General features: G+C 55.4%; 21 protein-coding genes. 15 read left to right on the top strand and 6 right to left on the bottom strand.

What is annotated here, in order from left to right; all coding sequences use genetic code 11:
• The first annotated feature begins 34 nt into the window (after window positions 1–34).
• The 14 genes from AC3WQH_RS08905 to AC3WQH_RS08840 all read left to right on the top strand — a co-directional run bounded on the left by AC3WQH_RS08905 (window position 35) and on the right by AC3WQH_RS08840 (window position 16,124).
• Entirely contained in the window at window positions 35–958 is a 924-nt protein-coding gene (locus tag AC3WQH_RS08905) for an NAD(P)/FAD-dependent oxidoreductase (protein ID WP_005831444.1), read from the top strand.
• A 30-nt stretch (window positions 959–988) separates the two neighbouring features.
• Window positions 989–1,237, top strand: coding sequence for a glutaredoxin family protein (locus AC3WQH_RS08900; RefSeq protein WP_005831442.1), 249 nt, complete (start codon window positions 989–991; stop codon window positions 1,235–1,237).
• A 70-nt stretch (window positions 1,238–1,307) separates the two neighbouring features.
• Window positions 1,308–1,865: a peroxiredoxin gene (locus AC3WQH_RS08895; RefSeq protein ID WP_005831441.1), complete on the top strand. Its 558-nt coding sequence runs from the start codon at window positions 1,308–1,310 to the stop codon at window positions 1,863–1,865.
• A 754-nt stretch (window positions 1,866–2,619) separates the two neighbouring features.
• Window positions 2,620–4,860 carry a hypothetical protein gene (locus AC3WQH_RS08890; RefSeq protein WP_492331989.1) on the top strand — a complete coding sequence of 747 codons (2,241 nt, stop codon included), beginning with the start codon at window positions 2,620–2,622 and terminating at the stop codon, window positions 4,858–4,860.
• A 25-nt stretch (window positions 4,861–4,885) separates the two neighbouring features.
• Complete coding sequence (locus AC3WQH_RS08885; protein ID WP_005831439.1) at window positions 4,886–6,073, top strand: HEAT repeat domain-containing protein; 1,188 nt, start codon at window positions 4,886–4,888, stop codon at window positions 6,071–6,073.
• Window positions 6,074–6,089: 16 nt separating this feature from the next.
• Complete coding sequence (locus tag AC3WQH_RS08880; RefSeq protein WP_026557914.1) at window positions 6,090–7,526, top strand: glycosyltransferase family 2 protein; 1,437 nt, start codon at window positions 6,090–6,092, stop codon at window positions 7,524–7,526.
• A gap of 2 nt (window positions 7,527–7,528) precedes the next feature.
• Window positions 7,529–8,320 (top strand): response regulator transcription factor, encoded by a 792-nt coding sequence (locus AC3WQH_RS08875; protein WP_007782738.1) that lies wholly within the window; start codon window positions 7,529–7,531, stop codon window positions 8,318–8,320.
• Window positions 8,321–8,352: 32 nt separating this feature from the next.
• Window positions 8,353–9,714 carry a nucleotide sugar dehydrogenase gene (locus AC3WQH_RS08870; RefSeq protein ID WP_005831430.1) on the top strand — a complete coding sequence of 454 codons (1,362 nt, stop codon included), beginning with the start codon at window positions 8,353–8,355 and terminating at the stop codon, window positions 9,712–9,714.
• A 54-nt stretch (window positions 9,715–9,768) separates the two neighbouring features.
• Window positions 9,769–11,601, top strand: coding sequence for a glutamine--fructose-6-phosphate transaminase (isomerizing) (gene glmS / locus AC3WQH_RS08865; RefSeq protein WP_005831428.1), 1,833 nt, complete (start codon window positions 9,769–9,771; stop codon window positions 11,599–11,601).
• Between the two features lie 56 nt (window positions 11,602–11,657).
• On the top strand, window positions 11,658–11,864 hold the full coding sequence (locus tag AC3WQH_RS08860; protein WP_005831426.1) for a hypothetical protein: 207 nt from the start codon (window positions 11,658–11,660) through the stop codon (window positions 11,862–11,864).
• On the top strand, window positions 11,861–12,883 hold the full coding sequence (glmU, locus tag AC3WQH_RS08855; protein ID WP_327991052.1) for a bifunctional UDP-N-acetylglucosamine diphosphorylase/glucosamine-1-phosphate N-acetyltransferase GlmU: 1,023 nt from the start codon (window positions 11,861–11,863) through the stop codon (window positions 12,881–12,883). The genes AC3WQH_RS08860 and glmU overlap by 4 nt, the downstream gene beginning before the upstream one ends.
• Window positions 12,883–13,803, top strand: a complete 921-nt coding sequence (locus AC3WQH_RS08850; RefSeq protein WP_122952877.1) for a hypothetical protein — start codon at window positions 12,883–12,885, stop codon at window positions 13,801–13,803. The genes glmU and AC3WQH_RS08850 overlap by 1 nt, the downstream gene beginning before the upstream one ends.
• Before the next feature lie 5 nt (window positions 13,804–13,808).
• Window positions 13,809–15,488, top strand: coding sequence for a hypothetical protein (locus tag AC3WQH_RS08845; RefSeq protein ID WP_492331988.1), 1,680 nt, complete (start codon window positions 13,809–13,811; stop codon window positions 15,486–15,488).
• 93 nt (window positions 15,489–15,581) lie between these two features.
• Window positions 15,582–16,124, top strand: coding sequence for a hypothetical protein (locus AC3WQH_RS08840; RefSeq protein ID WP_026557909.1), 543 nt, complete (start codon window positions 15,582–15,584; stop codon window positions 16,122–16,124).
• A gap of 78 nt (window positions 16,125–16,202) precedes the next feature.
• Here AC3WQH_RS08840 and AC3WQH_RS08835 read toward each other — a convergent pair whose 3' ends face one another.
• The 6 genes from AC3WQH_RS08835 to AC3WQH_RS08810 all read right to left on the bottom strand — a co-directional run bounded on the left by AC3WQH_RS08835 (window position 16,203) and on the right by AC3WQH_RS08810 (window position 22,958).
• The gene (locus AC3WQH_RS08835; protein WP_025846807.1) at window positions 16,203–17,081 is read right to left on the bottom strand and encodes a hypothetical protein; all 879 of its coding nucleotides are present in this window, start codon (window positions 17,079–17,081) and stop codon (window positions 16,203–16,205) included.
• A 125-nt stretch (window positions 17,082–17,206) separates the two neighbouring features.
• Window positions 17,207–17,689 (bottom strand): GNAT family N-acetyltransferase, encoded by a 483-nt coding sequence (locus AC3WQH_RS08830; protein WP_005831415.1) that lies wholly within the window; start codon window positions 17,687–17,689, stop codon window positions 17,207–17,209.
• Window positions 17,690–17,694: 5 nt separating this feature from the next.
• A complete protein-coding gene (locus AC3WQH_RS08825; protein ID WP_429779099.1) occupies window positions 17,695–19,005 on the bottom strand; it encodes a YheC/YheD family endospore coat-associated protein in 1,311 nt (436 codons plus the stop codon).
• Between the two features lie 43 nt (window positions 19,006–19,048).
• A complete protein-coding gene (locus tag AC3WQH_RS08820) occupies window positions 19,049–20,425 on the bottom strand; it encodes a YheC/YheD family endospore coat-associated protein (RefSeq protein ID WP_005831411.1) in 1,377 nt (458 codons plus the stop codon).
• A gap of 2 nt (window positions 20,426–20,427) precedes the next feature.
• Window positions 20,428–21,519 carry a YheC/YheD family endospore coat-associated protein gene (locus AC3WQH_RS08815; protein ID WP_007782712.1) on the bottom strand — a complete coding sequence of 364 codons (1,092 nt, stop codon included), beginning with the start codon at window positions 21,517–21,519 and terminating at the stop codon, window positions 20,428–20,430.
• A 5-nt stretch (window positions 21,520–21,524) separates the two neighbouring features.
• A complete protein-coding gene (locus AC3WQH_RS08810; protein WP_005831408.1) occupies window positions 21,525–22,958 on the bottom strand; it encodes a YheC/YheD family endospore coat-associated protein in 1,434 nt (477 codons plus the stop codon).
• 93 nt (window positions 22,959–23,051) lie between these two features.
• Here AC3WQH_RS08810 and AC3WQH_RS08805 point away from each other — a divergent pair, with 93 nt between their 5' ends.
• Entirely contained in the window at window positions 23,052–24,209 is a 1,158-nt protein-coding gene (locus AC3WQH_RS08805; RefSeq protein WP_122952875.1) for a DUF445 domain-containing protein, read from the top strand.
• Window positions 24,210–24,267: the final 58 nt, after the last annotated feature.

Below are 24,267 nucleotides of genomic sequence, written 5' to 3'. Positions count from 1 at the left end.
TTATAAATTGAGAGAAAGAAAGGGGGAGCCATTCATGTACGATGTAATCATAATCGGCGGCGGCCCGGCTGGTACATCCGCTGCGATATATACAGCCAGGGGGAATCTGAAAACGCTGGTGATCGATAAGGCGCCAGGCACAGGTGCGCTTGCCCTGACACATAAAATCGCCAACTACCCTGGCGTGGAAGGCGAACTGACGGGAAAAGAACTGCTCGACAAAATGCGCAGGCAGGCGGAGAGCTTCGGTGCCGAGTTTATCCAGACGACGATTTCAGCCGTCGATGTCGAGGACGAAGTCAAAAGCATTTTTACCGCGCACGGCACGTTTGAAGCAAAAGCGGTCATCGTGGCGACTGGCTCAAAAGGGCGCAACCGCATGCTGCCAGGAGAGGAAGCTCTGCTCGGACGCGGCGTCAGCACATGTGCGACGTGCGACGGAGCGTTTTATGAAGGCAAGCATGTCGCCGTGATTGGCGATACGGAGGAAGCGCTGGAGGAAGCCCATGCGCTGACCAAGTTTGCGGGCAAAATTACGTTTTTGGTGCCGCGCGCCGATCTGCAAGGCGTGGAGGAGGTGCCGGAGCTGCCGAAAACAGACATCCTGTACCGCACCCGCCCACTGGAGATCGTCGGCACGAATACAGTAGAAGGTTTGCGCATCCGCAATGCGGCAGGCGACGAGGAAGTGCTTTCCGTAGACGGCGTGTTCGTCTTCCTGTCCGGCAGCAAGCCGGGGACGGATTTTCTCGACGGCCAGGTTCCGCTCGATGACGAGGGCTTCATGATCCTCGACGAATACATGCAGTCTTCTGTTCCAGGCGTGTTCGGAGCCGGAGAGGTGCGCAAAACCCCGGTCAAGCAAGCCGTCGTGGCAGCGGCAGACGGTGCGATTGCGGCGATGGCCGTGGACAAGTACATTCACAAACGTTCCAAAGTGGTTCCCCAATACAAATAATTCCCCCAACATAAAAGGAGAGATGGATACATGGTACAAGCAATCGTTTATTCCAGCACAAACTGCGGCTTCTGCAAGCAACTGAAAACGTATTTGACGGAACAAAACATTTCTTTTGAAGAGCGCAACATCGACGAAAAGGAAGAATTTGCGCAAGAGCTGAGCCGCCTCGGCGTGATGTCGGTACCGTTGACCGTCATCGGCGAAAAGAAAATTTTGGGCTTCAACCCGAACCGCATCAAAAAAGTACTGGCTTCCCTGGAAGAAACGGCACAGTAACCTGTCGCCTCGGCAGCAGCCCGTTTTGTCACTGACCAAATCCAAGACACCGCAAAAGGAGCGATTACGTATGACCACCCAACAACAAACTGTACAGCTTCAAGTAGGAAAACCGGCACCGGACTTCAACATGCTCACAACCAAAAACATGGAGACGTTGAACGAGCGCGTGACGCTCGCTGACTACAAAGGCAAATGGCTGATCCTGTTCTTCTGGCCGTTCGACTTCACCTTCGTGTGCCCGACGGAAGTGACTTCCTTCAGCGACAACATGGACGAATTTGAAGATCTCGATTGCGAAGTGCTGGGCGTGTCCACCGACAGCGTGCACACACACCGCGCCTGGATCAAAACGCCGCGCGACCAGAACGGCATTGGCGAAGTCAACTTCCCGCTGGCAAGCGACTTCACAAAAGAAACCGCCCGCGCTTACGGCGTCCTCGACGAAGTAACCGGCGCAGCCCATCGCGGCCTGTTCATCATCGACCCGGACGGCATCCTGCGCTACCAGGTCGTAACAGACATGAACGTGGGCCGCAGCGTAGACGAAACACTCCGCGTCCTGCAAGCTCTCCAGGCAGGCGGCCTGTGCCCTGCAAACTGGAAGCCAGGAATGAAAACTTTGTAATCTCATTGAACACAATTTCATCAACGAGCAAGAGGGGAAAAGGCAATCCCGCCGTCTCATGGAGGCGGGGGATTGTCTTTTTTGTTTATGGTAAAAAAATCGGAGCCCCGCGCCTTGAGTCCGACCGAGGCGCTTTTCCTTTTAAAAAACCCGGACACTCGTGATAGAGCCACAGTCCCGCTTCACGCAGCATCCGGGCCATTCTCCGTCCCGAAACCGCTTTTCCATCCAATTTCCTGTATTTTTTGTGTAAAGAAAAAACGATATTGGCAAATTTGTGCGATTTCCAAATAGTAGCAACCTACCATTTTTCAGGGCATTCGCAAAATGAAAGCTTCAAGCACATGTACCTAATTGTCAAAAAATGATGGGCCGGATGGAGGGGCGGGTTGCAGGACTTCGCACCAAAATATGTAGGACGATGGGGGCGAATCTGCCTCTCCATTACAGTTTCATGACAAAACCATAAAACAGACATTAGTGAATTTCGTCTATGGGAACGGTTTGCCCCCTATGTTTACAATGACAGTGACGTTTGGGCGAGAGAAAGCCGGTAACCGCCCGCTGACGTAGAAGCCGCGCGTCGGCATCGTTTTTCTGAATCTGTGAGAAACGTCTCGACGTGCGAAAACACCTCGGCGCTTTTCATAAAAGGAGCATAAAAGGAGATGTGACCGCCTGCGGTCGACAAAACGGCCTTGGCCGTTTCCGTTGAAAAGAAAGCTCGCGGTAACATATCGGAGGTTGACGGGAATTGGAACCAAAAAAGAATAGACGCTGGCGTTGGGCGAGCCTCACTGCCTTGATGCTGGCAGGGGCAAGCGCCATCTGGTGGTTTTGGGACGCGGACCGGGTCGAGAGCATGGAGACGACGGCTGGCGTTCAGATGAAATTTCGGACGTCAGGCGAGCAGATCGAAGTGTTCCGCGATGAGAAATGGCAGCCGTTCTTTGTCAAAGGCGTCAATCTGGGCGCGTCGCTGCCGGGTCATTTTCCTGGCGAGCTGCCTATTACCAAAGACGATTACTTGCGCTGGTTCGCCATGATCGACGAGATGGGAGCGAACGTCATCCGCGTATATACCATTCATCCTCCTGTCTTTTACGAGGCGCTTGTGGAATACAACCGCCATAAAGAAGGAGATCCGCTCTACTTGATGCAAGGCATCTGGAGCCCGGAGGAACTTTTGATCGAAAAGAAAGATGCGTACTTGCCCGAGATTCGCGAACAGTTTCGGGCAGAGATCAAAGACGCAGTCGGCGCTGTGTACGGGGAAGTCACTTTGCCTGAAAAATCAGGAAAAGCGAGCGGTACATACCGCGCCAATGCGGGCAAGTACTTGATCGGCTGGCATACAGGCACCGAGTGGGACCCTGTGATGGTGCAAAACACCAACCGCCTGCACCAAAAGCTGCCGCCGTATCAGGGCAAGCATTTCCAGGCGACGGCAGAGGCGACCGCCTTTGAGACGTGGCTCGCGGAAATGGTCGACACCGTCGCAACGGAAGAGAGCAAGTACGGCTGGCAGCACCCGATGACGTTTACCAATTGGGTGACTACCGATCCGCTGTCCCATCCGGGCGAACCGCTGTATCACGAGGATCTCGTCAGTGTCGATCCGACCCATATCCAGCCGAAAAACTGGGAGGCAGGCTACTTCGCTTCCTATCACGTGTATCCGTACTACCCGGATTTGTTCCGCTACGATCCGGCCTTGCAGCAGGTGAAAAATGACGACGGGCAGGTCGATTCGTACAAAGCGTACTTGCGGCTTTTGAAGGAGCATCACAAAAACATGCCGATCATGGTGACGGAGTTTGGCGTTCCGGCATCCATCGGAGTCGCCCACTTCGGCAATCTCGGACGCAATCAGGGCGGGCATTCCGAGCGGCAGCAGGGAGAGATCGACGCAGCGCTGTTGCGCGAGATTCACCAGGAGGGCTACGCGGGCGGCATCCTGTTCGTCTGGCAGGACGAATGGTTCAAAAAAACGTGGAACACGATGCGCTTCGAGCTTCCCGAAGACCGCCGCTCCTTCTGGATCAACGTGCTGACGAACGAGTCGCTGTTTGGCGTACTGGGGATGTACCCGAACAAAGAAGGCGTGCTCGCGATCGACGGCGACCGCGCCGACTGGGATCAGCTCAAGCCGGAGGAAAAACAGCGCCTCGACATCCGCGTCCCCGGCATCGACGAAATCTGGATGACGCACGACGAAGGTTACGTGTACGTGCTCGCCAAGCTTGCGCATGCGTTTGACCCGGAAAAAGAAAAGCTCTACCTGGGCGTGGACACGACTCCGGGCGGCAACAAACACGCGGCACAGTTGCCCGGCCTTACGCTCGACGAAGGGCTGGAGACGCTGATCGAGCTGGGAAAACCGGAGGAAAGCCAAATCCAGATTGCGGCCAACTACGATTTTCACACGCGCCTCTACGGCAAACGGTACGGGATGCTTGAAGTGAAAGCAGAGGAGCAGCAGGACGACTCCGGCATTTTCAAGCCGTGGAAGCTTGCGGTTGGATTGGAAATGGAGCCGCCGGACAGCAAAAAATACTACCCGCTGGAAGAGGTCGTGGTTGGCAGGCTGCCAAGAGGAACGACGGATGCTGCAGACCCGCAGTACGACTCGCGCACAGCCTGGCAGGCAAAAGGCGATGTGGTCGAGCTGAGAGTGCCGTGGATGCTGCTTGGCTTTACCGACCCGAGCTCGCTTACGGTGATGAGCTACCAGGATGAAGGCAAGAACTTTGCGACGAACACGACAAAAGGGATTCGCCTGCTGCCGGTTCTCGCAGACCGCGCGACGAAAAGCATCGTCGGCAAAACTGAATGGCCTTCTCCTTATCCGGTGACACAGCTTCCGCTCTATTCGTGGCCAGCCTGGGAGCAGGTCGGCTATCACGAGCGGAAGAAACAGAGCTATGCCATCATCCAGCAAGCATTCAAAGAGATAGTTGCCCCTGTGGCAGACAAAGACAAAGCGCAACCGTAAAAGGTTGGATAGGAGAGTGGCAAACGTGCAAACACCATTGGCGATGGCAATTGTCTTCGTGTACGCACTATGCGGGTTGACCGTACTGGGCTTGCTTGCGTTGTTCGCACTGAAGCTGCGGAACATATCGGCAGAAAAACAGGCGCGGCGCTGCCAGGAAAAATACCGCGACTACTTCGTCTACTTGCAGGCCTATAGCGAAGAGGAAGAACGCCTGAAAGTGCCTTATGGCGACCCGACGCAAAAAGAAAAGCAACTGATCCAGAAAAAGCTGTTTGAGCTGTTGGAGCGCTTTACTGGCGTCCACCGGGAAAAGCTGATCCGGCTGTGCGAGGATATGGGGCTGGTCGCCCTCGATCTCGAACGGCTGAAAAGCGGCTGGAAATGGACGCGAGTCGACGCCGCCTACAACCTGGGAGTCATGCGCTCCCGGCAGGCCGCACCGGATTTGCTCGCTCTTTTGCAAAAGAGTAGCGCCAATGATCCGAGCCTGTTCATCGTTGCCCGGGCGATTGCCAAATGCGCCCGAGACAACGGCGATCTGCGGCAGATGGCAGAGTTCGTCGTCCGGGCGAAGAAAAACGTCCACCAGCTCATCGTCGACATGATTAGCGACTCCCAACTGGATACCGATTCGCTGTTTACCGAGTTTATCCGCGACAAAGACCCGGAGCTGGTCAAAATCGGACTGATCGGCTTCTCAGTGCACGCGCAGACTGGCCTGGAGCCGGCTTTGCCCAAGCTGGTCATGTCGCCGGACAAAGAAGTGCGCATCAAGGCCGTGAAGCTCATGTGCCGCGACGTCAGGTATTTAAGCGAACAGACGGTCAAAGATTTCCTGAACCACAAAGACTGGGAAATACGCGCACTGATCGCCAAAGCAATCGGGGCCTTGCAACTGGCCGCCTACATTCCCGCGCTGAAAAAAGCGGTCGGGGACAGCAACTGGTGGGTGCGCCATCACAGTGCGCGCAGTCTGGCACAGATGCACACAGAAGGCTTTGCGGCGCTGTGCGAGATTTTGCGGGAAGAGCGCTTCGGCCACAAAGTCGACATGGCGCACCAAATTATTTTGGAGGAGCTGGAAAAAGAAAAGCTTCGTCTGGAGCAAGAAAGCAGCACAGAACAGCAACTGGCGTACAACGAAAAGCTGCATCTGTACCGCAAGTCGTACAAAAAAACGATCTCTACGGTTCAGGTGATGGAAGGCTAGAAGAAAGGAGGCCAGCATGAGAGAGTTTCTGCTCTATTACGGAATGTTTGCGATGTACTACGTCATCGCGATCAATTCCTTGTACTTCATCATCATGATGTTTTCGTTCAAGAGCATCATGGGGATTCTGAAAAACTCCATTTACTCGCGGTTCCAGGCATTGTCCGGCTCGGAGCATGTACCGCCGATCTCGATTCTGGTCCCGGCGTACAACGAAGAGCTGACGATCATCGAAAACGTCCGGTCGTTGCTCGCCTTAAACTACCCGCGCTACGAAGTGATCGTCGTCAATGACGGATCGAAGGACGATACGTTGCAGGTGCTCATCGAGGAGTTTTCGCTGAAAATCTCCCAGCACATGCCTGTCCAGCCGCTGCTGCAAACCTCGCGTGTACGGGGAATCTATCACAATCCGGCGTTCCCCAATCTGTATTTGATCGACAAAGAAAACGGAGGAAAAGCCGATTCGCTGAACGCGGGCATCAACCTGTCGCACTACCCGCTGATCGCTTCCATTGACGCCGATTCCTTGCTGGAAAAAGACGCACTCATCCGCATCGCCAAGGTGTACATGGAAAATCCCGAGGAAACCGTGGCGATCGGGGGCGACATCCGGATCGCCAACGGCTGCAAGATCGAAAACGGCGTCGTCAAAGACATTCGTTTGCCAGACAAGTTTTTGCCGATGATGCAATCGGTCGAATACTTGAAGGCGTTTCTCGGAGGGCGGATCGGCTGGAGCGCGATCAACGGCTTGATTATCGTCTCGGGTGCGTTCGGCGTGTTCCGCAAAGACTACGTCGTCAAGGTCGGCGGCTATCGCGAGGGGTATCCCGGCGAGGACATGAACATCATTATCAAACTGCACAAATACATGCTGGAAAACAACTTGCCGTACCGGGTGGCGTTTTGCCCGGATGCCGTTTGCTGGACGCAAGCGCCGGACTCGCTGAAGATTCTCGGCAGCCAGCGCCGCAGATGGGGACGCGGCAACCTGAAAAACATGATCGAATACGGCAAGCACATGGTCTTTCGCCCGAAATACAAGCTGTTCGGGATGCTGACTTTGCCCTTCAACATTTTGTTTGAAACGTTGAATCCGTATTTCCGCATCACGGGTCTGCTCGCGCTCATCGGTTATACGATGCTGGACATGACGAACAGCCACGTTCTTTTGATCTACGGTCTGCTCAACGTGCTGTATGGCGTACTGTTGGGGATCGGCTCGATCTTGCTGGAGGAAATCGCGTTTCGGCGATACCCGCGCTTCCGGGACATCGTCAAAATGCTTTTCTATACAATCCTGATGTTTTTTGGCTATCGGCAAATCGGCGTCATCTGGAGATTCCTCGGACATATTGAATATTTGCGCAACAACAACTCGTGGGGAACGATGACCCGGACGAGCTGGCAGTCCAAAAACAACAAAAATATTTCCAGTTTGGAGGCTTGATGATGAGTAATCTCGTACCTGCTTTCTATGAATTGTTAAGCAAGATGGAAGAGAACCGCATGGCGTGCGGGGTTATCCTGGCATCTTGCAAAAACTTTTCCGCAGAGTCGCTGGAATTGGTCAAAAGGGATATGGAAGCGCAACTGGCAGACACCATGACCATGCATTTTGCGCATGACAAAAGCAAAAATATACTCGGCATTTTGCTGGAACAAAAAAAGCTCGCAGACACCCATTTTTACGCGCTGCAAGTCAAAGACTATTTGCTCGGCCGCAAGCTTTTGACAGGCGGGTTGTTGATCGCCAGCTTTCCGGAAAGCTCTCGTTCCTCGGCGCAAATGCTGATGCGAATGATTCAGGAGATGAAGGACGCAAGCGAGCTGGGAAGCATCACGGTTTACGAACAGCACGCGGCGAACCGCGAGCAGGAGCCGGCAAGCATTTTGCTCGTCAATCAGGATGAGACGGTCAACGAGTTTTTGCGCATCTATCTACAGCGCAAAGGCTACCAGGTAACCGTCGCTCACGATGGGATGGACGGTATGGAAAAATTCCGCGAAGCCGCCTACGACCTGGTGATTACAGACCTGAACCTGCCTGTCGTCAGCGGCTATCAACTGATGGAGAAAATCAGGCATCTCGGCCAGGAAGCGATGAGCAAAATCATGGTGCTGACAGACAAACGCCTGGAGGAAGATGTGCAAAAATCGTTTGCCCTGGGCGCCTCCGATTACATCACGAAGCCATTTTCGCCAGTCGAGCTGGAAGCCAGAGTCAAACGCTTGATTTCATAGAAATTCATAAAGAGAAAGGGAGAGAAACGAGGATGACAAGATACGAGGAACTCCAGCAACTGCTTGGGCAAAAGACAGCGAAAATCGGGGTGATTGGGCTTGGGTATGTCGGGCTGCCGCTCGCGGTAGAGACGGTGAAGAGCGGGTACACCGTCGTCGGGATCGACCTGCACGCCGGAAAGATTGAGAGCTTGAAAAAAGGAGAGTCGTACGTGCAGGACGTCTCCAACGAAACCTTGCAGGAATGCCTGGCGACGGGGCGCTTTTTCCCGACGACGGACTATCGCGCGATCGAGGAACTGGATGCGATCAGCATTTGCGTTCCGACACCGCTCAGCCCGAACCAGGACCCGGACACGTCCTACATCACGAATGTGGTAGAGCAAATCAAGCAATACATGCGCAAAGGACTGCTCATCACACTGGAGAGCACGACCTATCCGGGAACGACCGAAGAGCTGATCGGGCGCGAGCTGGAAAAGCTCGGCTACGTCACAGGCGTCGACTTTTTCCTCTGCTACTCGCCTGAGCGGGTCGATCCGGGCAACCGCAAGTTCAACACGTACAATACGCCGAAAATCATCGGCGGCACGACGGAGCGTTGCATCGAGCTTGGGACACTTCTCTATGGCAACCTGGTCAAAACAGTCGTTCCGGTTTCCTCGCCAAAAGTGGCGGAGATGTCCAAGCTTTTGGAAAATACGTTCCGCAGCGTCAACATCGCGTTCATGAACGAAATGGCGATGATGTGCGACAGAATGGGCATCAACGTTTGGGAGGTAATCAAGGCCGCATCGACCAAGCCGTTCGGGTTCATGCCGTTTTATCCGGGACCCGGGATCGGTGGGCATTGCATACCGCTCGATCCGATGTATTTGTCGTGGAAAGCGAAAGGCTACCGTTTCCATAGCCAGTTCATCGAGATTGCCCAATCTATCAATGACAACATGCCAGATTACGTGCTGAACAAGACAGCACAGGTGCTCAATATTTACGCGAAAGCGATCAACAGCTCGCGCATTCTCATTTTGGGCATGGCCTACAAGCCGGACGTCGACGACTTGCGCGAATCTCCCGGACTGGAAATTTACGAGCTGTTCAAAAAGAGCGGGGCGCAGGTCGACTACTACGACCCGTATGCGCAAAGCTTCGTGAATAAAAAGGGACAGGTCGTGTCCTCGATTGAAAACGACTACGAGTTGTTCAAGACGTACGATTGCATGGTGCTCATCACCAACCACAAGTGCTTCCACTACCAGGAGCTGGCTGACTTGGGCGTCGCGATTATTGATACGCGCAACGCTTTCGACGGCATCACCAACCCGAACGTCTACCGCATCGGCACATCCGTTGCGATCCAGGAAGAAAAGGAAGTCGTGAGCTTGCTCGCCTAACAGGCGGGCGAGCGCCACACACAAACAAGCACGACCGAAGGAGGAAGGACAAACATGTGCGGAATTATGGGATACATCGGGTACAGACAAGCACAACCCATTTTGATTAACGGACTTCGCAAGCTGGAATACAGAGGCTACGACTCGGCTGGCATCGCGGTCTGCGACGGCAAGTCGATCGCCGTACGCAAGGCAAAAGGCAGAATCGACGTCCTCGTGGAGAAGACGGAAAAGTCCGGGCTTTCCGGCTCCATCGGCATCGGCCACACGCGCTGGGCGACGCACGGGCGGCCATCGGATGAGAACTCTCACCCTCACGTTGACCAGACGCAAAAATTTTCCATCGTGCACAACGGCATTATCGAAAACTACCTGGAAATCAAGCAGGAGCTGATCGAGCAAGGCGTCGCGTTCAGCTCGGAGACCGATACGGAGGTGATCGTCCACCTTTTGTCCCGCGAATACGACGGCGACCTGCTCGCTGCGGTGCGCAAGGTGGCAGGCAAAATCCGCGGGGCGTTTGCCCTTGGCGTCATGTCGGAGTATGAGCCGGACAAGCTGATCGCAGTCCGTATGGCAAGTCCGCTGATTATCGGGGTAGGCGAAAACGAGAACTTCATCGGCTCCGATATTCCCGCCATCCTGGAGCATACGCGCGACGTGTACGTTTTGGAAGACGGCGATCTGGCCGTCTTGACCAGAGATTCGGTGCAGGTCATGAGCCTGGCGACAGACGAGCCGATAGAGCGCGATCTCGTCCGGATTGACTGGAACAAGGAGCAAGCGGAAAAAGACGGCTACGCGCATTATATGGAAAAAGAAATCCACGAGCAGCCGCGCGCCTTGCGCAACACGATGACAGGCCGTATCGACGAAGCCGGACAGAAGGTTGTTTTCCCTGATCTGCAACTGCCAGCCGAAACGATTCGCAGCATCGAGAAAATTTACATTGTCGCATGCGGCACAGCTTACCATGCAGGTCTGATCGGCAAGCATGTGATCGAGAGTCTTGCGCGCATCCCGGTCGAGGTCGACGTGGCCTCCGAGTTTCGTTACCGCCGCCCGCTGTTCGGGCCAAACACGTTGACGATTGCTGTCAGCCAGTCCGGTGAGACAGCAGATACGCTGGCGGCGATGCGGGAAGCGAAGCGCAACGGCTCTGTCGTGCTCGCTATTACCAACGTAGTCGGCAGCTCGATTGCCCGCGAGGCAGATGAAGTCATCACGACCAATGCCGGACCGGAGATCGCCGTCGCTTCTACGAAAGCGTACACCTCCCAGCTCATCGCCTTCTATTTGTGGGGAATGTACTTGGCGCAGGAAAAAGCGGCGCTTGCACCAGCCGAGATCGCTTCGCTGATTCAGAGCTTGCAACAATTGCCTGGACAGGTAGAGGACATTCTCGCGCATGCCCAGCAGCTTCGCCAGTTTGCTGAAGCGATCAAGGACGAGCGCCATCTGTTTTTCATCGGCCGGGGGATTGACCATGCCGTATCCATGGAAGGCTCGCTCAAGCTCAAGGAAATCTCCTATATCCATTCGGAGGCGTATGCCGCAGGGGAGCTGAAGCACGGCACCTTGGCGCTGATCGAGGAAGGCACGCGGGTCGTTGCCCTGTCCACGCAGGACGCTTTGCACGAGAAAATGATCAGCAATATTACCGAAGTGAAGGCGCGCGGTGCCAACGTACTCGGCATCACGCACGAGGATCATGTCGATCTGCATCGCTCGGTGGATGACGTCTGCCTGATTCCGAAGACAGATGCGCTGTTTACCCCGGTGCTCGCCGTCATTCCGCTGCAGCTCATCGCCTACTACACTTCTGTCGTGCTGGGCAACGACGTAGATCGTCCACGCAATTTGGCAAAAAGTGTAACAGTTGAGTAAGCGAATCCGTCTATCGTTATGAACCACCATATGGACTTGCGAGGAGGAACGGGTAAATGAGCACCTCGAAGCGGGAGTTGAACCAGGAGATTTTGCTGGAGATCATGCTCCAGGCCTATCAGCTAGGCGTGCAGAGGAAAGACGTAGATTTGAACATGATGATCCACACGTTGACTGATGAATTGAAGCCGTACTTCGAACAGCAAATCCAGCAAGGCCAGCATGCATCTAACCGGCTGGCCAGAGTGGAGGCGACAGGATGAACATACACGCAGTAGTGCTCGCAGCAGGAAAAGGAACCAGAATGAACTCTGCCTTGTACAAAGTCATGCATCCGCTGTGCGGAAAGCCGATGATCGAGCATGTCGTCGGGGCACTGGAGCCTTTGTCACTACATACCTTGGTTGTCGTTGTCGGTCACGGGGCCGAAGCCGTGAAAAAGCAGCTCGGAAGCAGCGTGCAATACGCGCAGCAGAAGGAGCAGCTCGGCACGGCGCACGCCGTATGGATGAGCAAAGACATCCTCGCCGAGCAAAACGGCGTGACGATCGTGCTCAATGGCGATACGCCGCTCGTGCAAAGCGAAACGCTGCGGCGTCTGCTCGACTACCATCAGTCGAAGCAGGCGGCAGCGACGGTTTTGACTTCCATCGTGGAAGACCCGACCGGCTACGGAAGAATCATTCGCGACGAGAACGGCGATGTCCGCAAAATCGTCGAGGAAAAGGACGCGACCCTCGGGCAAAAAAAGGTGAACGAAATCAGCACGGGCATCTTTTGCTTCGATAATCGAAAGCTTTTTGCGACCCTCCCGAACGTCTCCAATCAGAACGCGCAGGGCGAGTATTACTTGCCAGACGTCCTGGCGCTTTTGCAGGAGCAGGGAGAACTGGTGGCCGCACACGTTACCGAAGATCCGGAGGAAGGCTCAGGCGTAAACGACCGCGTGCAGCTCGCCCACCTGGAGCGGCTCATGCGCAAGCGGATCAACGAGCGCCACATGAAGAGCGGCGTGACCATGATCGACCCGGCCGCTACGTACATCGACTCGGCCGTGACGATCGGGCGCGATACGGTGCTGTACCCCGGAACGTTTTTGCTTGGCACAACGCAGATCGGGGAAGGCTGCCAGGTTGGGCCGCACGCCCACGTCAAGGATATGGTCGTCGAGGATTACACGCGGGTTCCGCCGTTTTCCTCATTTGACGGGAGCGCGTACACAGACAGGGCGGCAGTTGAGGTGGCAGCGACGACAAACGGGCAGGATCACGGCCTGAATTGATGCGGGCGCTGCGAAAATACGGGCCGCTATGGGCCGGGATGGCGATTTTTGCGGCCGCTTCCATCCTCATGCTCGTGCTCTCCAACCACTCTCGCGCTGCCCTGACGACAGCCACCTGGATTTGGGACGCCAAACAAATCGAGACGCAGACGGACGAAATGATCGCGTTTGCCGAGGAAAACGACATCAACCTGATCTATCTCCATGTAGAGCCGACCGCCGTTTCGCCTGAGGCATACCGGACGTTCATCCGCAAAGCGGGGCAGGCCAGCATTCAGGTGGAGGCGCTGGGCGGCGATCCCAACTGGGCGCTGACCAAAAACCGCCAAAGCATCGACGAACTGATCTCCTGGGTGAAAGCGTACAACAGGAGCGCCAGGGCGGACGAGCGCTTTAGTGGCATCCACGTCGATATCGAGCCGTACTTGCTGCCCGCCTGGAAGGAGTCGCAGCAGGATGTCGTGCGCCAATGGCTGAAAAATGTCGCGTACCTCGTGGCCGAGACGAAGAAGGACACCGATCTGGCGGTGGGCGCAGACCTGCCGTTCTGGATCGACTCCGTTTCCGTCCCGGGAAGCTCGGAAAAAGTCAGCAACTGGATGGTGCAGCGCCTCGACAGCATCACGCTGATGGCGTACCGCAACCGCGCCCAGGGAGACAACGGCATTGTCGAGATTGTGAAAAAGATCGTAGCCGACGCCAACTCGCGGAAAAAAGGCTCGGTGATCGTCGGGGTCAACATTATGGAATCGGCGGAAGGCTCGCATGTGAGCTTCTACGACGACGGTCCGGCGGAGATGAAAAGCCAACTGGCGATTTTGCAGCAGGAGCTGTCCGGCAACCCGGCGTTCGCAGGCAGCGCCATTCACGACTACGAAAGCTGGAAACGAAGCATAGAAGCCAATGAGAGGAGTAGCTAGCACAGATGAAAGCCGCGCCTATCTACCTTAGTGTTCTCTGCCTGACGCTCGGCTTTCTGTTCGGCTTTTCCCCGGCGGAAAAAAAGAGTAAAGCCACGTGGATTTGGCAATCCGAAATCATCGGAGACGAAAAACAGGAAATTCTGGAATTTTGCAAAAGCAACGAGATCAACCTGATTTACTTGCGGATCGAAATGAACAAGCCGTTTGACTACTACCGCGCCTTTATCCGCGAAGCGAATGCGATGGGCGTGGAGGTGCACGCCGTGGCCGGACACCCTGCCTGGGCGCTTAAAAGCAACGAAAAGCGGATGATGAATATCGTCAAATGGGTGAAAAACTACAACCTCGAAGCGGCGGAAGACGAGCGCATCCGCGGCATTCAACTGGACATCGAGCCGTACTTGCTGCCGTTCTGGGAGACGGATCGCGAGCGGATCATCCGGGAGTGGCAAGCCAATGTGCAGGCGTTTACGAGCGAAGTGAAAAAACAGCCCGAGCTTGTGGCAAGCGTGGCGCTCGCCTTTTGGCTCGACGATATTCCCGTTCCGGGCGAGCAGTCTGTATCGGTGTCGCAATGGATGATCGAGCAGTTTGACACGGTGTGCATCATGGCCTACCGCGATACGCTGTCCGGGAAAAACGGCATTCTGGCACTGGTGGAGGATGAACTGAAAGAAGCGGACAAGCTGGGCACGCGGGTGATGATTGCCGTCAACATGAAAAAGCTCGGCGACGACCACGCTTCTTTTGCCGAGGAAGGCGTAGAGGAGATGAATCGACAGCTCGCGCTTTTGCCCGAAAAATTGGGCGACCATCCGTCCTACTCCGGTATCGCGATCCACGACTACCGCTATTGGAAGGAGGCTCTCCCGGTGGCTCCGGTCACAAAAGAGCGCTACAAAGGCACCTATATTTGGCGCGCTGAGCTGATCGGCACTGAAAAAGAGGAAATCCTCGCCTTTGCCGAACAAAACGGCGTCAATCTGCTCTACGTTCGCCTGGATTTGGAGCAACCCCACTCCTACTACCGCGATTTCGTGCGGGAGGCCCGATCGGCGGGCATCGAGGTGCACGCCATGGGCGGCCATCCGGTCTGGGCACTGGCAGAGAGCAGAGGGAAAATCATGAAGCTCGTCAACTGGGTGAAAGCGTACAACCAGTCGGTACAGTCAGGCGAGCAATTTCAAGGCATCCATCTCGATATCGAGCCGTATGTGATGCCTGTCTGGCGAGAGGATAAAGACAACGTATTGCGCCAGTGGATGGCAAACATTCAGGCGTTTGTCGCGGAGACGAAGCAGGACGGCCAACTGGAAGCGAGCGTCGATCTTGCCGCCTGGCTGGACAATACGTCTGTGCCGGGACAGCCGGACACGCCGTTTTCCCATTGGATGATCGAGCAGTTGGACCATACGACTTTAATGGCTTTTCGCGATCGGGCGGATCGCATCGTCGGCTTGGTAGAAAATCAGGTGAAATACGCGCAGAGCATCGGAAAAAAGATCGTCGTCGCAGTCGAGACAAAGGAGAGTCACGAAGGGAACGGCATTTCGTTCTACGAGGAAGGAATGAGCGAGATGCATCGGCAGTTGGAACAGGTGACAAAAGCGCTGGATCCGTACTCTTCGTTCATGGGGCATGCCATTCACGCCTACGATTACTGGAAAAACGGCAAGGAATAAGGGACGGCAGCCTGAAAGCAAGGAAGCACACCGCCGGAACGCGAATGTTGTACAATAGGAAGACGAAGGTCGTTTGAAAAGAGGGAACGATACATGCGTGATGTGCCCAACAGACACAGAGGTCTTCCGTCTCGGACACCCGAGATGCTGTACAATGTGGTCCGCAAGTTTTACCGCGGTGCTGTCAGTCACTACGACTTAATCCAGGAAAAAAAGCGGGAGGCGCACGCCTGCTGGGAGCAGATGCAGACGAGCGGGGATGACCGTCCGCTGCGAGCGGCGCTGACTACGTTGTTTTTGGAGTTTCATTTTTACGTGACGTGCTGGCTGCAGATCGAGCTGGCTCTCTATCGGCTGGCCCGGCAGGATGAGCGGCTGGCGCTCGTGATGGACACGTTTCGGGCCGCGCTGGAACGGCATGTAGCCGTGCGCGAACAGTTAGAGCAGACCGAGGCGTGTGTAGCTGCCCAGTTCACCGCTCTTGGCTCCGGCTGGTCTTGCCCGGGGATCGAACAGGATGCCTACCTATTCGACGGTTTCACGTTTACCGTGGACGAGTCGAGCTTGGTCGAGTTGCATGCCTTGTACGCCGCGATAGAGGAACAGCGCAGGCTGTCCCCAAATGAAAAAGCGTGACCGTCCGCAGATGGTCACGCTTTTTTTGGTGCTGAAGCCAAGCCAGAAGGCATGGCAAAGCCTTTGCCCGGCGACTTTTTAGAAGCTGCCTGGGAAGATGGAGCCAGTGTGTGGAGCTGCCTGGCCTGGCGTGTTCAGTTGGCGTACTTCCTGAACGTTAGTGCCAGCAAAGCCGGGAGAAAAGATCGAGTGCGCTCCCGAGCCGAGCGGTTGCTGGTATTGCTGAGCTTGCTGTTGTTGCTGCTGGCCGTACTGAGCTTGCATGCCGAAGCCGCCTTGCGGAAGCGAAGCAGCATAGCCGCCGCCATGGTTTTGCTGGCGCACTTCCTGGACGTTTGTATGGGCAAAGCCAGGGGAGAAGATGCTGCCAGTCAGCGCTGGAGGATAAGCGACTTGAGCGGTGTACGGCTGCTGTTGGCCTGCAAACCCTTGATAGCCTGTGTAGCCTTGTTGGTTTTGCTGACGCACTTCCTGAGCGTTCGTGCCAGCGAAGCCAGGCGAGAAGATCGAGCCTGCTCCGGATCCGTAGCCTTGGTTGTAGGAAGGCTGCGTCTGCGCGTAGTTGCCGGATTGATGCATGATGGCGTTGAATGCCTGGTTTGGCACATACGCTTGCTGTTGTTGCTGTTGGCCATACGCTTGTTGCTGGCCATAGCCTTGCTGCTGCGGAGCCTGGTAGCTGTGGTTTTGCTGACGTACTTCCTGAGCGTTCGTACCCGCAAATCCTGGCGAGAAGATCGATTGAGCACCGCTCGCTCCGCCACCAGAAGCCATGCCGTATGTAGGAGTCCCGATAGATTGGGCATGTCCGCCATGGTTCCAGTGTTGAACTTCCTGGACGTTTGTTCCGGCGAAGCCTGGCTGGAACATAGCTCCGGATGGGCTCATCGCTCCGAGGAACTGTTGTTGCTGTTGAGATTGCATTTGGTTGTTATTGTTGTTGTTTGTGTAGGTCATGGGAAAGACCACCTCCTGCAGAGTATTTTTACCAAGGAAGGTTTCCTCATGCACGAACGGATGAAGCAAAAGAATTCGCATTAGTGAAGAAATCGACGAGCGCATGGCAAAAAACATGCCGGACATCATCCGGCATGTTCCTGCAAATCGGTGGGATTCCAGTGGCCAAAAGCGAACCAGAGCGTAGGCTTTCCCGTTGGCCCGATGCTCGCTTTGACAGGCTCGAAGCCCATGGTGCGAAAAAGGGTAAGACTTGCCTCATTATCGAGAGCTACGCGCACGTACAGTTTGGGCAAGCGCTGACAGATGAGCGTCGTCAGCGCTTTGCCGATTCCCCGATTGCGGTAGCGCTTATCTACAACCAGGAAGGATTGACCCAGTCCACAGCGGGAAACGGCGAACAAGCCAACGACGCGTTTCCCGTTCATGGCAAGAGCGACACTGGAATCCTTTTTGGAAAGCAGCTTGGGGGTCAGGCGCGAGAGCCAGTCGATTGCGTGCTTGGTGATGCGCCGATCCCCTTCCTGACGGGCAAATCTCACCAGAGTCGCCTGAGATTCAGCCAGTGCTTGCGGAGGTAAGATCACGTATTTCAACGATTTTTTCATGGCGATTACCCTGCTGCGGCTTCACGCCCGCTTTGCAGTCTGGATACGTACTGGGCGTAGTGGATGAGATTGGACAGCGACAAGCGCCTGATCGAAGGCTCATCGAACTTCTCCGGCTTGGCGTTCGCTTCAAAAAACCAGAGGCTGCCGTCTTCTGTCAGGCCGAGGTCCATCGACATTTCAGCCAGGTCTTTGATCTCCTCGTTCAGCGTGCTTGCGATCGTAAGCGCTGTCTGGTGAATCTTTTTTTCCATCTTTTCCGGATCAGCCTTGAACAAAGTCTGGAGGACGGAAGACAAGGAGTGGATGGAGCCGCCGCGCGGGACGTGCGTAGTGATGCTTTGCGAGCCGGAGCGTCTGATTCCGACGCCGGTTACGCCCCATTCGCCATGGCCGTTTTTTTGCACGAGTACCCGCACGTCAAAAGGCTTGCCGTTGAAGCGTGCCCTGCGGATGCCTTGCTGCATGATGTACCGCTGCTGCCGGACGTGGCTATTTACGTGCTTCCACAAATCTTCCAGATTGGAAAAGCGGCGCGTGACGGCCCGTTGTTCCTTGAGCCGCTGAAGCCGCCAGCCGTCGTTTTTGTATTCGACCCGCATGATCCCTTCCCCGGCCTTGCCGCGCACCGGCTTGAGGTAGACGAAGCGATGCTCGGTGCAAAAGCCTTTGAAGCGGGCGAGCGTATCGAGCTTTTTCGTCTCCGGGAGAAACGCATGCACCTCGGGGTACTTTTTTAGCATGGAGAAAAGCTCTTGCTTGTCGAAAAAACAGCGATTGAACAAGGTGACGTTCGGCATCTCGTGGATGCGGGCCAAAGCTTTTTTGACTTCGGGACGCTGCTCTGCCTTTCGGGTAGGGATGCGGTTGTAGACGACGTGCGGGAAGGGGAGAACGACTTCCTGCCACAGATTTTGCTTGTGATTGTACAAATAGCCGCGTACCTTCTTTTTCTCCCAGTTGATGCCTTGCGGAGTGAAGACGTACACGAGCGCCCCCCAACGCTTGCCAGATTGCGAGATGTCCTTGAAGTTTTCGCGATTACCCAAAAACGCTGCGCCCTCGCCAACAGTCAGAATGCCAATCAGAGGGCCAAGCTTTAGCGAGTCGTTCATCATTTTCCAGTTGATCCGCGTTCGAAACCGCCCTGGCTGCATCGCGGGCAAGCCCGTGTACACCCTTTTGTTGTGCGAAAACGGACCGAGGCTTGCGAACAGTTTCTTTTGCGACCGCTTGCCTAGAGCTTGCCGTGGTAGCTGGATGAACCATTTGCCGCTGGGGAGGATGGTCAGCCACCCGGAGCGCTGCTGAAGCATGGGTGTTCCTCCTTCCTGAAAAACGGTGCTGTTTGTCTATCGCCTAGAAATTGGCCAAATAACAACTGTAGTCGACGAGCAGCTTGCGGGACTCCTGATCGGCTTGCTTGAGCCGGGCGTGCTTGAAGATGGAGCGGCCGGGCTTGGAGTTTGCCTCGAACATCCAGACATGGCCGTGGATGTCGATGCCCATATCCAGTCCCAATTCGCCAAGGTCGATGCCTTTTGCCTGCTCGATCGCCGTGGCAAGGCGGATGGAAGCCTCGCTGATTCGCTCGGACATCAGCGCTTTTTGCTTTCCGTACAGATGGTGGAGCAGTTCGTCTCCGGGAATGACGGTACCGCCCGTGCGCACGTGCGTCGTCACGCTGCCGGAGCCGGCTACCTTGGCAGCCGTGCAGGAAACTACCCATTCGTTTTGCTGGTTTTTGTGCAGATGAACGCGGAAGTCAAACGGGCGTCCGTGGAAGGTTTTGAGCGGGATGCCTTGCTGCGCCAGGTAGCTGCCGACTCTCCGGCTGCGGAACACGTGCTGGTACAGGCTGGACAGCTTGGAAAACTGCCGCTTTACATTGCCGCTGCCGTTGTGATACGAGGCTGTGTAGCCGCCGCCCGACTGTCTGACGACTTTCACGATGCCGTAGCCGAGGCTGCCGTTTTTCGGCTTCAAATACACGATCGTGTATTTTTTCAGCAAATTCCGCACAGTCGCAAGCGAGGGGGACGTGTACGTTTCCGGGATGTGCTCGTTGACTTCCGGATTCGGGTAGAGAATCTGGTGGACTCCCCACTTGTTGAAAAAGCCTTGGTTGAACATCGGCATGTTCGGATAGCTGGCGAGCTTGTATTTGAACTCCCGCACAGCTTCGTGCTTTTCCGCCGAGCGGGAAGGAATCCGGTCGTAGACGACGTCCGGCATGGCGGTGACGATTTTTTTCCAGTAGTACCCGCCGGTCTTGCCCTTGCGCAAAAACCAGGCGTTGACCGTATTGGTACTCCAGTCCACGTCGTGCGGGGAGAAAATATAGTAAAAGACGCCTTTGCCTTCCTGGGCCTGCAGCAGCTTGTAGAAAAAAGAAGTGCGCTGGCCAATCGGCTGCCGCGGGTCCCTGCGAATGCCTGTCGTGACGATGCCGATCGCCGGACCGATTCGAAGCGTCGAATCCTCCAGCTTGAGCTGGATCAAACCGCCGTGCGGGATGCCCAGCTCGGACTGGAGCAGCGTGGTCACTTTGATGACATTGGAATCAGGATTTCGCTTGTCTTGCAGTACGGTTGCGACGACTTCCTTTTTGCCCAGCATGACCGTAATTTTTTGGCGATGGCGTAGCTGTAGCTTGGAGAAGAGATTAGTCGGCAGGATGATCCCGCTGACACGGGGATTGGAAAGGAAGCGAAGCCGCATTCTGAACGTTTCCATGCTTAGTAACCTCCTACGCGCTCTTTCATGAGATAGTGGGCGTATCGAACGGGCTGGGTAATGGAGTGGCGTTTGGCGACCGGGTCGTCAATCAAGCGAAACACAGTCCGTCCTGGCCTGCTGTTGACCTCGATGACCCAGACATTTCCGGCCGTGTCGATGCCGACATCAATCCCCAACTCGACAAGCCTGCCGTGGCAATCCTCCAAAAAGCGCGGCAATTCCTGTGCGAGCTGGTTGATCGTCTGATCGATCCGCGAGTGGACGGCAGGCTTGAAATGCCGGGCTAGAAACGCGGAGAGCGGCTCTGCCTTGCCTCCTCCATGCAGGTTGGAGGTAATGCTTCGCTTGTCGCCAAGGCGAACAGCTTTTCCTGTCGTCTCCCATTCACCCTGCCCGTTTTTTTGTACGAGCACCCTGACGTCAAAAGGGGTGCCATCCGGGGTATGCAGCTTGAGATAGGGCTGTACAAGGAATTTGCGCCCGGAGGTAAACGAGGCGACAAAAGTCTTCAGCCCGGCGGTGTCCCGGATCTGCCTGCGAAACGGCCGATTTTCCCGGTTCCGTCCGGTCGCCTCGTAGCCGCTCTTTGTCTCCTTGATGCGAACGACCCCGATTCCATGCGTTCCCGCCATGGGCTTGATGACGACAGCTCCGTGCTTTTGCAGCATGTCTTGCACGGTAGCAAACGACAAAATTTCGGTCGGCGGCAAATAAGAAGACAGCAGCGGCGACTTGGACAGCATTTGGTGAACCTGCCACTTCCCGGACAGACCACGCCCCAAAAATGTAATGTTGCGATCGTTTTGCAACTTTTCCACAAATGGTTTATAGTGGCGGTAAGCTGGGCCTACGAAACACCGATCGTAGATCAAGGCCGGGAGCGGGAAAACATTTGCTTGCCACGATCCGTTGCGGTATTCGAAGCCTTTTACCGTTCGCGAGGAAAAGTTAACCTGACGCGGCGAGAACACAAAGACGCGAATGCCGTGCTTGCGTCCGTACAGCGTCAGCTTTTTGTAATACCCTTTGTCTACAAAGTGGGAGCCTTGGCAGCGGGTCATGATGCCAAGACTTCTCGCGTCTGCTCTCATGTGGGTCACCTTCGCCTGTTTTTCTTGCCTTTGGATTTGCCTGTTGTCGCCCTTGGTTTCGGTTTGGCTGTCCGGGGAAAACCACTGATGTAGGATGAGTATTCCAGCATGCGTACGACGGAAGGACGGGCGCGTCGGGGCGGCTCCTCCACGCCTTCAGGCAAAGGAATGGTATTGGCGGTTTTGGAAGGCTTGCTGTTCACCTCCAAAAGCCACACCTGTCCACGGACATCCACGCCGAGATCGACGCCGAATTCTGCGTAATGGCCGGGCAGTGCTTCTTCAAGCAGGACGGACAGCTTGAGGGCCACTTCTTTTAGCGTGGCTGGAGACGGGCGAACGGAGCTGGCCCATGGTCCACATACACGCAGTGCCTGAAGGGGCGTCATCATCTGGCCGCCTCTGGATATATTGGAAACGATGCGATTCAATCCCAAACGGGCAACCATAGATGTGACGGCCCATTCGCCTGCGCGATTTTTTTGCACCAGCACGCGAAAATCAGTCGGCCGACCGTGCATGCCGATCAACGGTAAACCTTGCTGCAGCAAATAAGGTTTGCCTTTTGTCTGTTTGTGCAAGTACTGGTGCAAGCCGGTTATGCTGGAGAACGTTTTGCCAAACCCGCCTGGGCGGGCGAGCTGATACCCCTCCTGCGTTCGGCGCAGCCGGATAATCCCTCGTCCCATGCTTCCATTTGCCGGTTTTGCATAAACAGTGCGATACGTAGACAGCATCATCCGCAAATCTCCCAGGCTCTGAAAGCGAACCATGGCAGGAAGATGCTCGGCGGCGCTTTCCTGATTTTGCAGAGCGGAGTGCACGTGCCACTTGTTCAAGAAACGCTCGTTGAAGAAGGGGATGTTGGCTTCCTTGCAGCGCTGCAGCCAATTCGCCATCTGCTCGCTGCGCTCCCTTTGGCGGGAGACGAGGCGGTTATAGATACATTGGGGCAGCGGCAGCACTTTTTGGCGCCATACTCCTCCTCTCCGAACAAGGCCGCGCACGATGCCGGCATCCCAATTGACATCCTGAAGTCGGAATGCGCAGATGATTCCTCCACGCTTGCGGCAAATATCGGCTAGCTCGTTGAAAAAAGTTGACAACGGTCCAAACGGGGATTGCGTAAATTGGGCATTGTAAGAGGATACGAGAATCCCTACATACGGCCCGAAAACAAGCGTTTGTTGGTCCGCGTCGTAGCGCAGCAGCAGAGGAACGCCTGTAGGGAGGCGAAGCGACCCAGCCACGGCGGGCCGGATGAGTGTTTGGCCGCTGCGATCTATGCCGCTGATGCGGGCGCGAACCGTTTTGCTTCCGAATTGGACAGTAGCGGTGGGCGAAGAAAGATTCCATTTGCGCATTTGCGCCTGGGGCAGGTAAAGGTCTACTTCCGTCTTTGGCTCGTATCCGACGACGATGGTTGGAACGTAAGACATGGCTATCCCCTTCCCATCAGGCATAAAGTTAGTCTATGGTATGAGTAGCCAAATCGTTTGGTGCCATGCAGAGAAGAAAGGTTGTTAGGATTTATGAACTTATGGATAGTATTAGTGAATATTGGCGTCGGTTCTGTCATTGGCGGCGTCACGAACGAACTGGCCATCCGCATGCTTTTCCGGCCGCTCAAGCCTTGGTATATCGGCAATTGGAAGGTGCCGTTTACCCCGGGACTGATCCCGAGAAGGCGGGATGACATCGCAATACAAATGGGCAGGTTGGTGGAAGAGCATTTGCTCACGACAGAAGGCGTCAGGCGGGCGCTTGCCCAGGGCGGTCTGGAAAACACGCTGGCAAGCTGGATGAACAATCTGGCGATGCACTGGATGGCGGACGAGCGTACGTTGCGTCAGGCTTTGCTTGCCGCTGTTCCCGATTTGTTCACAGAGGATGGAGGCTGGAAGGAAGGCGTGCGCGCTCCTGTGCAGGAGAAGTGGGACGCTTTTGTCCAACATCTGCTCAGTCAATATGAAGAAACAAAGCTGCGCGAGCTGATCCCGCACGCGGGGCAAGAGCGCCTGGACGCCACGTTCGCGACGGTCAGCCAACTGCTGATGGACCGTTTGCGCGGCTATCTGCACTCACCGGAAGGACAGCAAACGTTGCAGAGCATGGTCAAAAGCATGCTCGGTGGCGGCGGAGGGATGTTTGGCGGGCTGGTCGGCATGTTTCTTACCGACGACAAAATCATCGGCAAAATTCTCCCGGCTCTCGACGACCTTTTGCAAAGCCCGGAGCTGGCCGGACGCCTGCAGCAGTTTTTGCGCAAGGAAGCGGACAAGCTGCTGGACAAAAATGTCGGCGAGCTGGTGGAGTGGCTTGGTCGCGAGCAGATCGACGACTGGTCGCGGGCGCTTTTCGCCAAAATCGAGGAACAGAGCCTGCGGCTGGTCGATGAGCCGCTGTCGCGCCTGACCGCGCCCATTCAGGAGACAGTCCAGACGAACCTCGTCCCGCGGCTGGCAAAATGGATGGTAGAGTCGCTGCAGCAAAACGTGGAACGCATTTTTTCGCGGCTGGCGATTCGCGATATTGTGACAAGGCAGGTAGAGGGCTTCCCGACTGAAAGAATCGAAGAGATGGTCGTCGGCATCTCGGGAAAAGAGTTTCGCATGATTACGGTGCTCGGCTTTATTCTCGGCGGGATCATTGGTCTGGTCCAGGGGCTTTTGGCAAGCTGGTTAGGGTAGGAAAACTGAAAAGAAACTGTAACCGCCTTGTAATAATCCTGTAATATTCCTTGGGTAA

It is taken from the genome of Brevibacillus sp. FW301-21C12A (genome assembly GCF_058788915.1).
This window is presented reverse-complemented; position numbering and strand designations above follow the sequence as displayed.

Coding starts and splice junctions, on each gene's coding strand:
- AC3WQH_RS08905 (WP_005831444.1), top strand. CDS start 35: ATGTACGATGTAATCATAATCGGCGGCGGCCCGGCTGGTACATCCGCT.
- AC3WQH_RS08900 (WP_005831442.1), top strand. CDS start 989: ATGGTACAAGCAATCGTTTATTCCAGCACAAACTGCGGCTTCTGCAAG.
- AC3WQH_RS08895 (WP_005831441.1), top strand. CDS start 1,308: ATGACCACCCAACAACAAACTGTACAGCTTCAAGTAGGAAAACCGGCA.
- AC3WQH_RS08880 (WP_026557914.1), top strand. CDS start 6,090: ATGAGAGAGTTTCTGCTCTATTACGGAATGTTTGCGATGTACTACGTC.
- AC3WQH_RS08875 (WP_007782738.1), top strand. CDS start 7,529: ATGAGTAATCTCGTACCTGCTTTCTATGAATTGTTAAGCAAGATGGAA.
- AC3WQH_RS08870 (WP_005831430.1), top strand. CDS start 8,353: ATGACAAGATACGAGGAACTCCAGCAACTGCTTGGGCAAAAGACAGCG.
- glmS (WP_005831428.1), top strand. CDS start 9,769: ATGTGCGGAATTATGGGATACATCGGGTACAGACAAGCACAACCCATT.
- AC3WQH_RS08860 (WP_005831426.1), top strand. CDS start 11,658: ATGAGCACCTCGAAGCGGGAGTTGAACCAGGAGATTTTGCTGGAGATC.
- glmU (WP_327991052.1), top strand. CDS start 11,861: ATGAACATACACGCAGTAGTGCTCGCAGCAGGAAAAGGAACCAGAATG.
- AC3WQH_RS08850 (WP_122952877.1), top strand. CDS start 12,883: ATGCGGGCGCTGCGAAAATACGGGCCGCTATGGGCCGGGATGGCGATT.
- AC3WQH_RS08845 (WP_492331988.1), top strand. CDS start 13,809: ATGAAAGCCGCGCCTATCTACCTTAGTGTTCTCTGCCTGACGCTCGGC.
- AC3WQH_RS08840 (WP_026557909.1), top strand. CDS start 15,582: ATGCGTGATGTGCCCAACAGACACAGAGGTCTTCCGTCTCGGACACCC.
- AC3WQH_RS08835 (WP_025846807.1), bottom strand. CDS start 17,081: ATGACCTACACAAACAACAACAATAACAACCAAATGCAATCTCAACAG.
- AC3WQH_RS08830 (WP_005831415.1), bottom strand. CDS start 17,689: ATGAAAAAATCGTTGAAATACGTGATCTTACCTCCGCAAGCACTGGCT.
- AC3WQH_RS08825 (WP_429779099.1), bottom strand. CDS start 19,005: ATGCTTCAGCAGCGCTCCGGGTGGCTGACCATCCTCCCCAGCGGCAAA.
- AC3WQH_RS08820 (WP_005831411.1), bottom strand. CDS start 20,425: ATGGAAACGTTCAGAATGCGGCTTCGCTTCCTTTCCAATCCCCGTGTC.
- AC3WQH_RS08815 (WP_007782712.1), bottom strand. CDS start 21,519: ATGAGAGCAGACGCGAGAAGTCTTGGCATCATGACCCGCTGCCAAGGC.
- AC3WQH_RS08810 (WP_005831408.1), bottom strand. CDS start 22,958: ATGTCTTACGTTCCAACCATCGTCGTCGGATACGAGCCAAAGACGGAA.
- AC3WQH_RS08805 (WP_122952875.1), top strand. CDS start 23,052: ATGAACTTATGGATAGTATTAGTGAATATTGGCGTCGGTTCTGTCATT.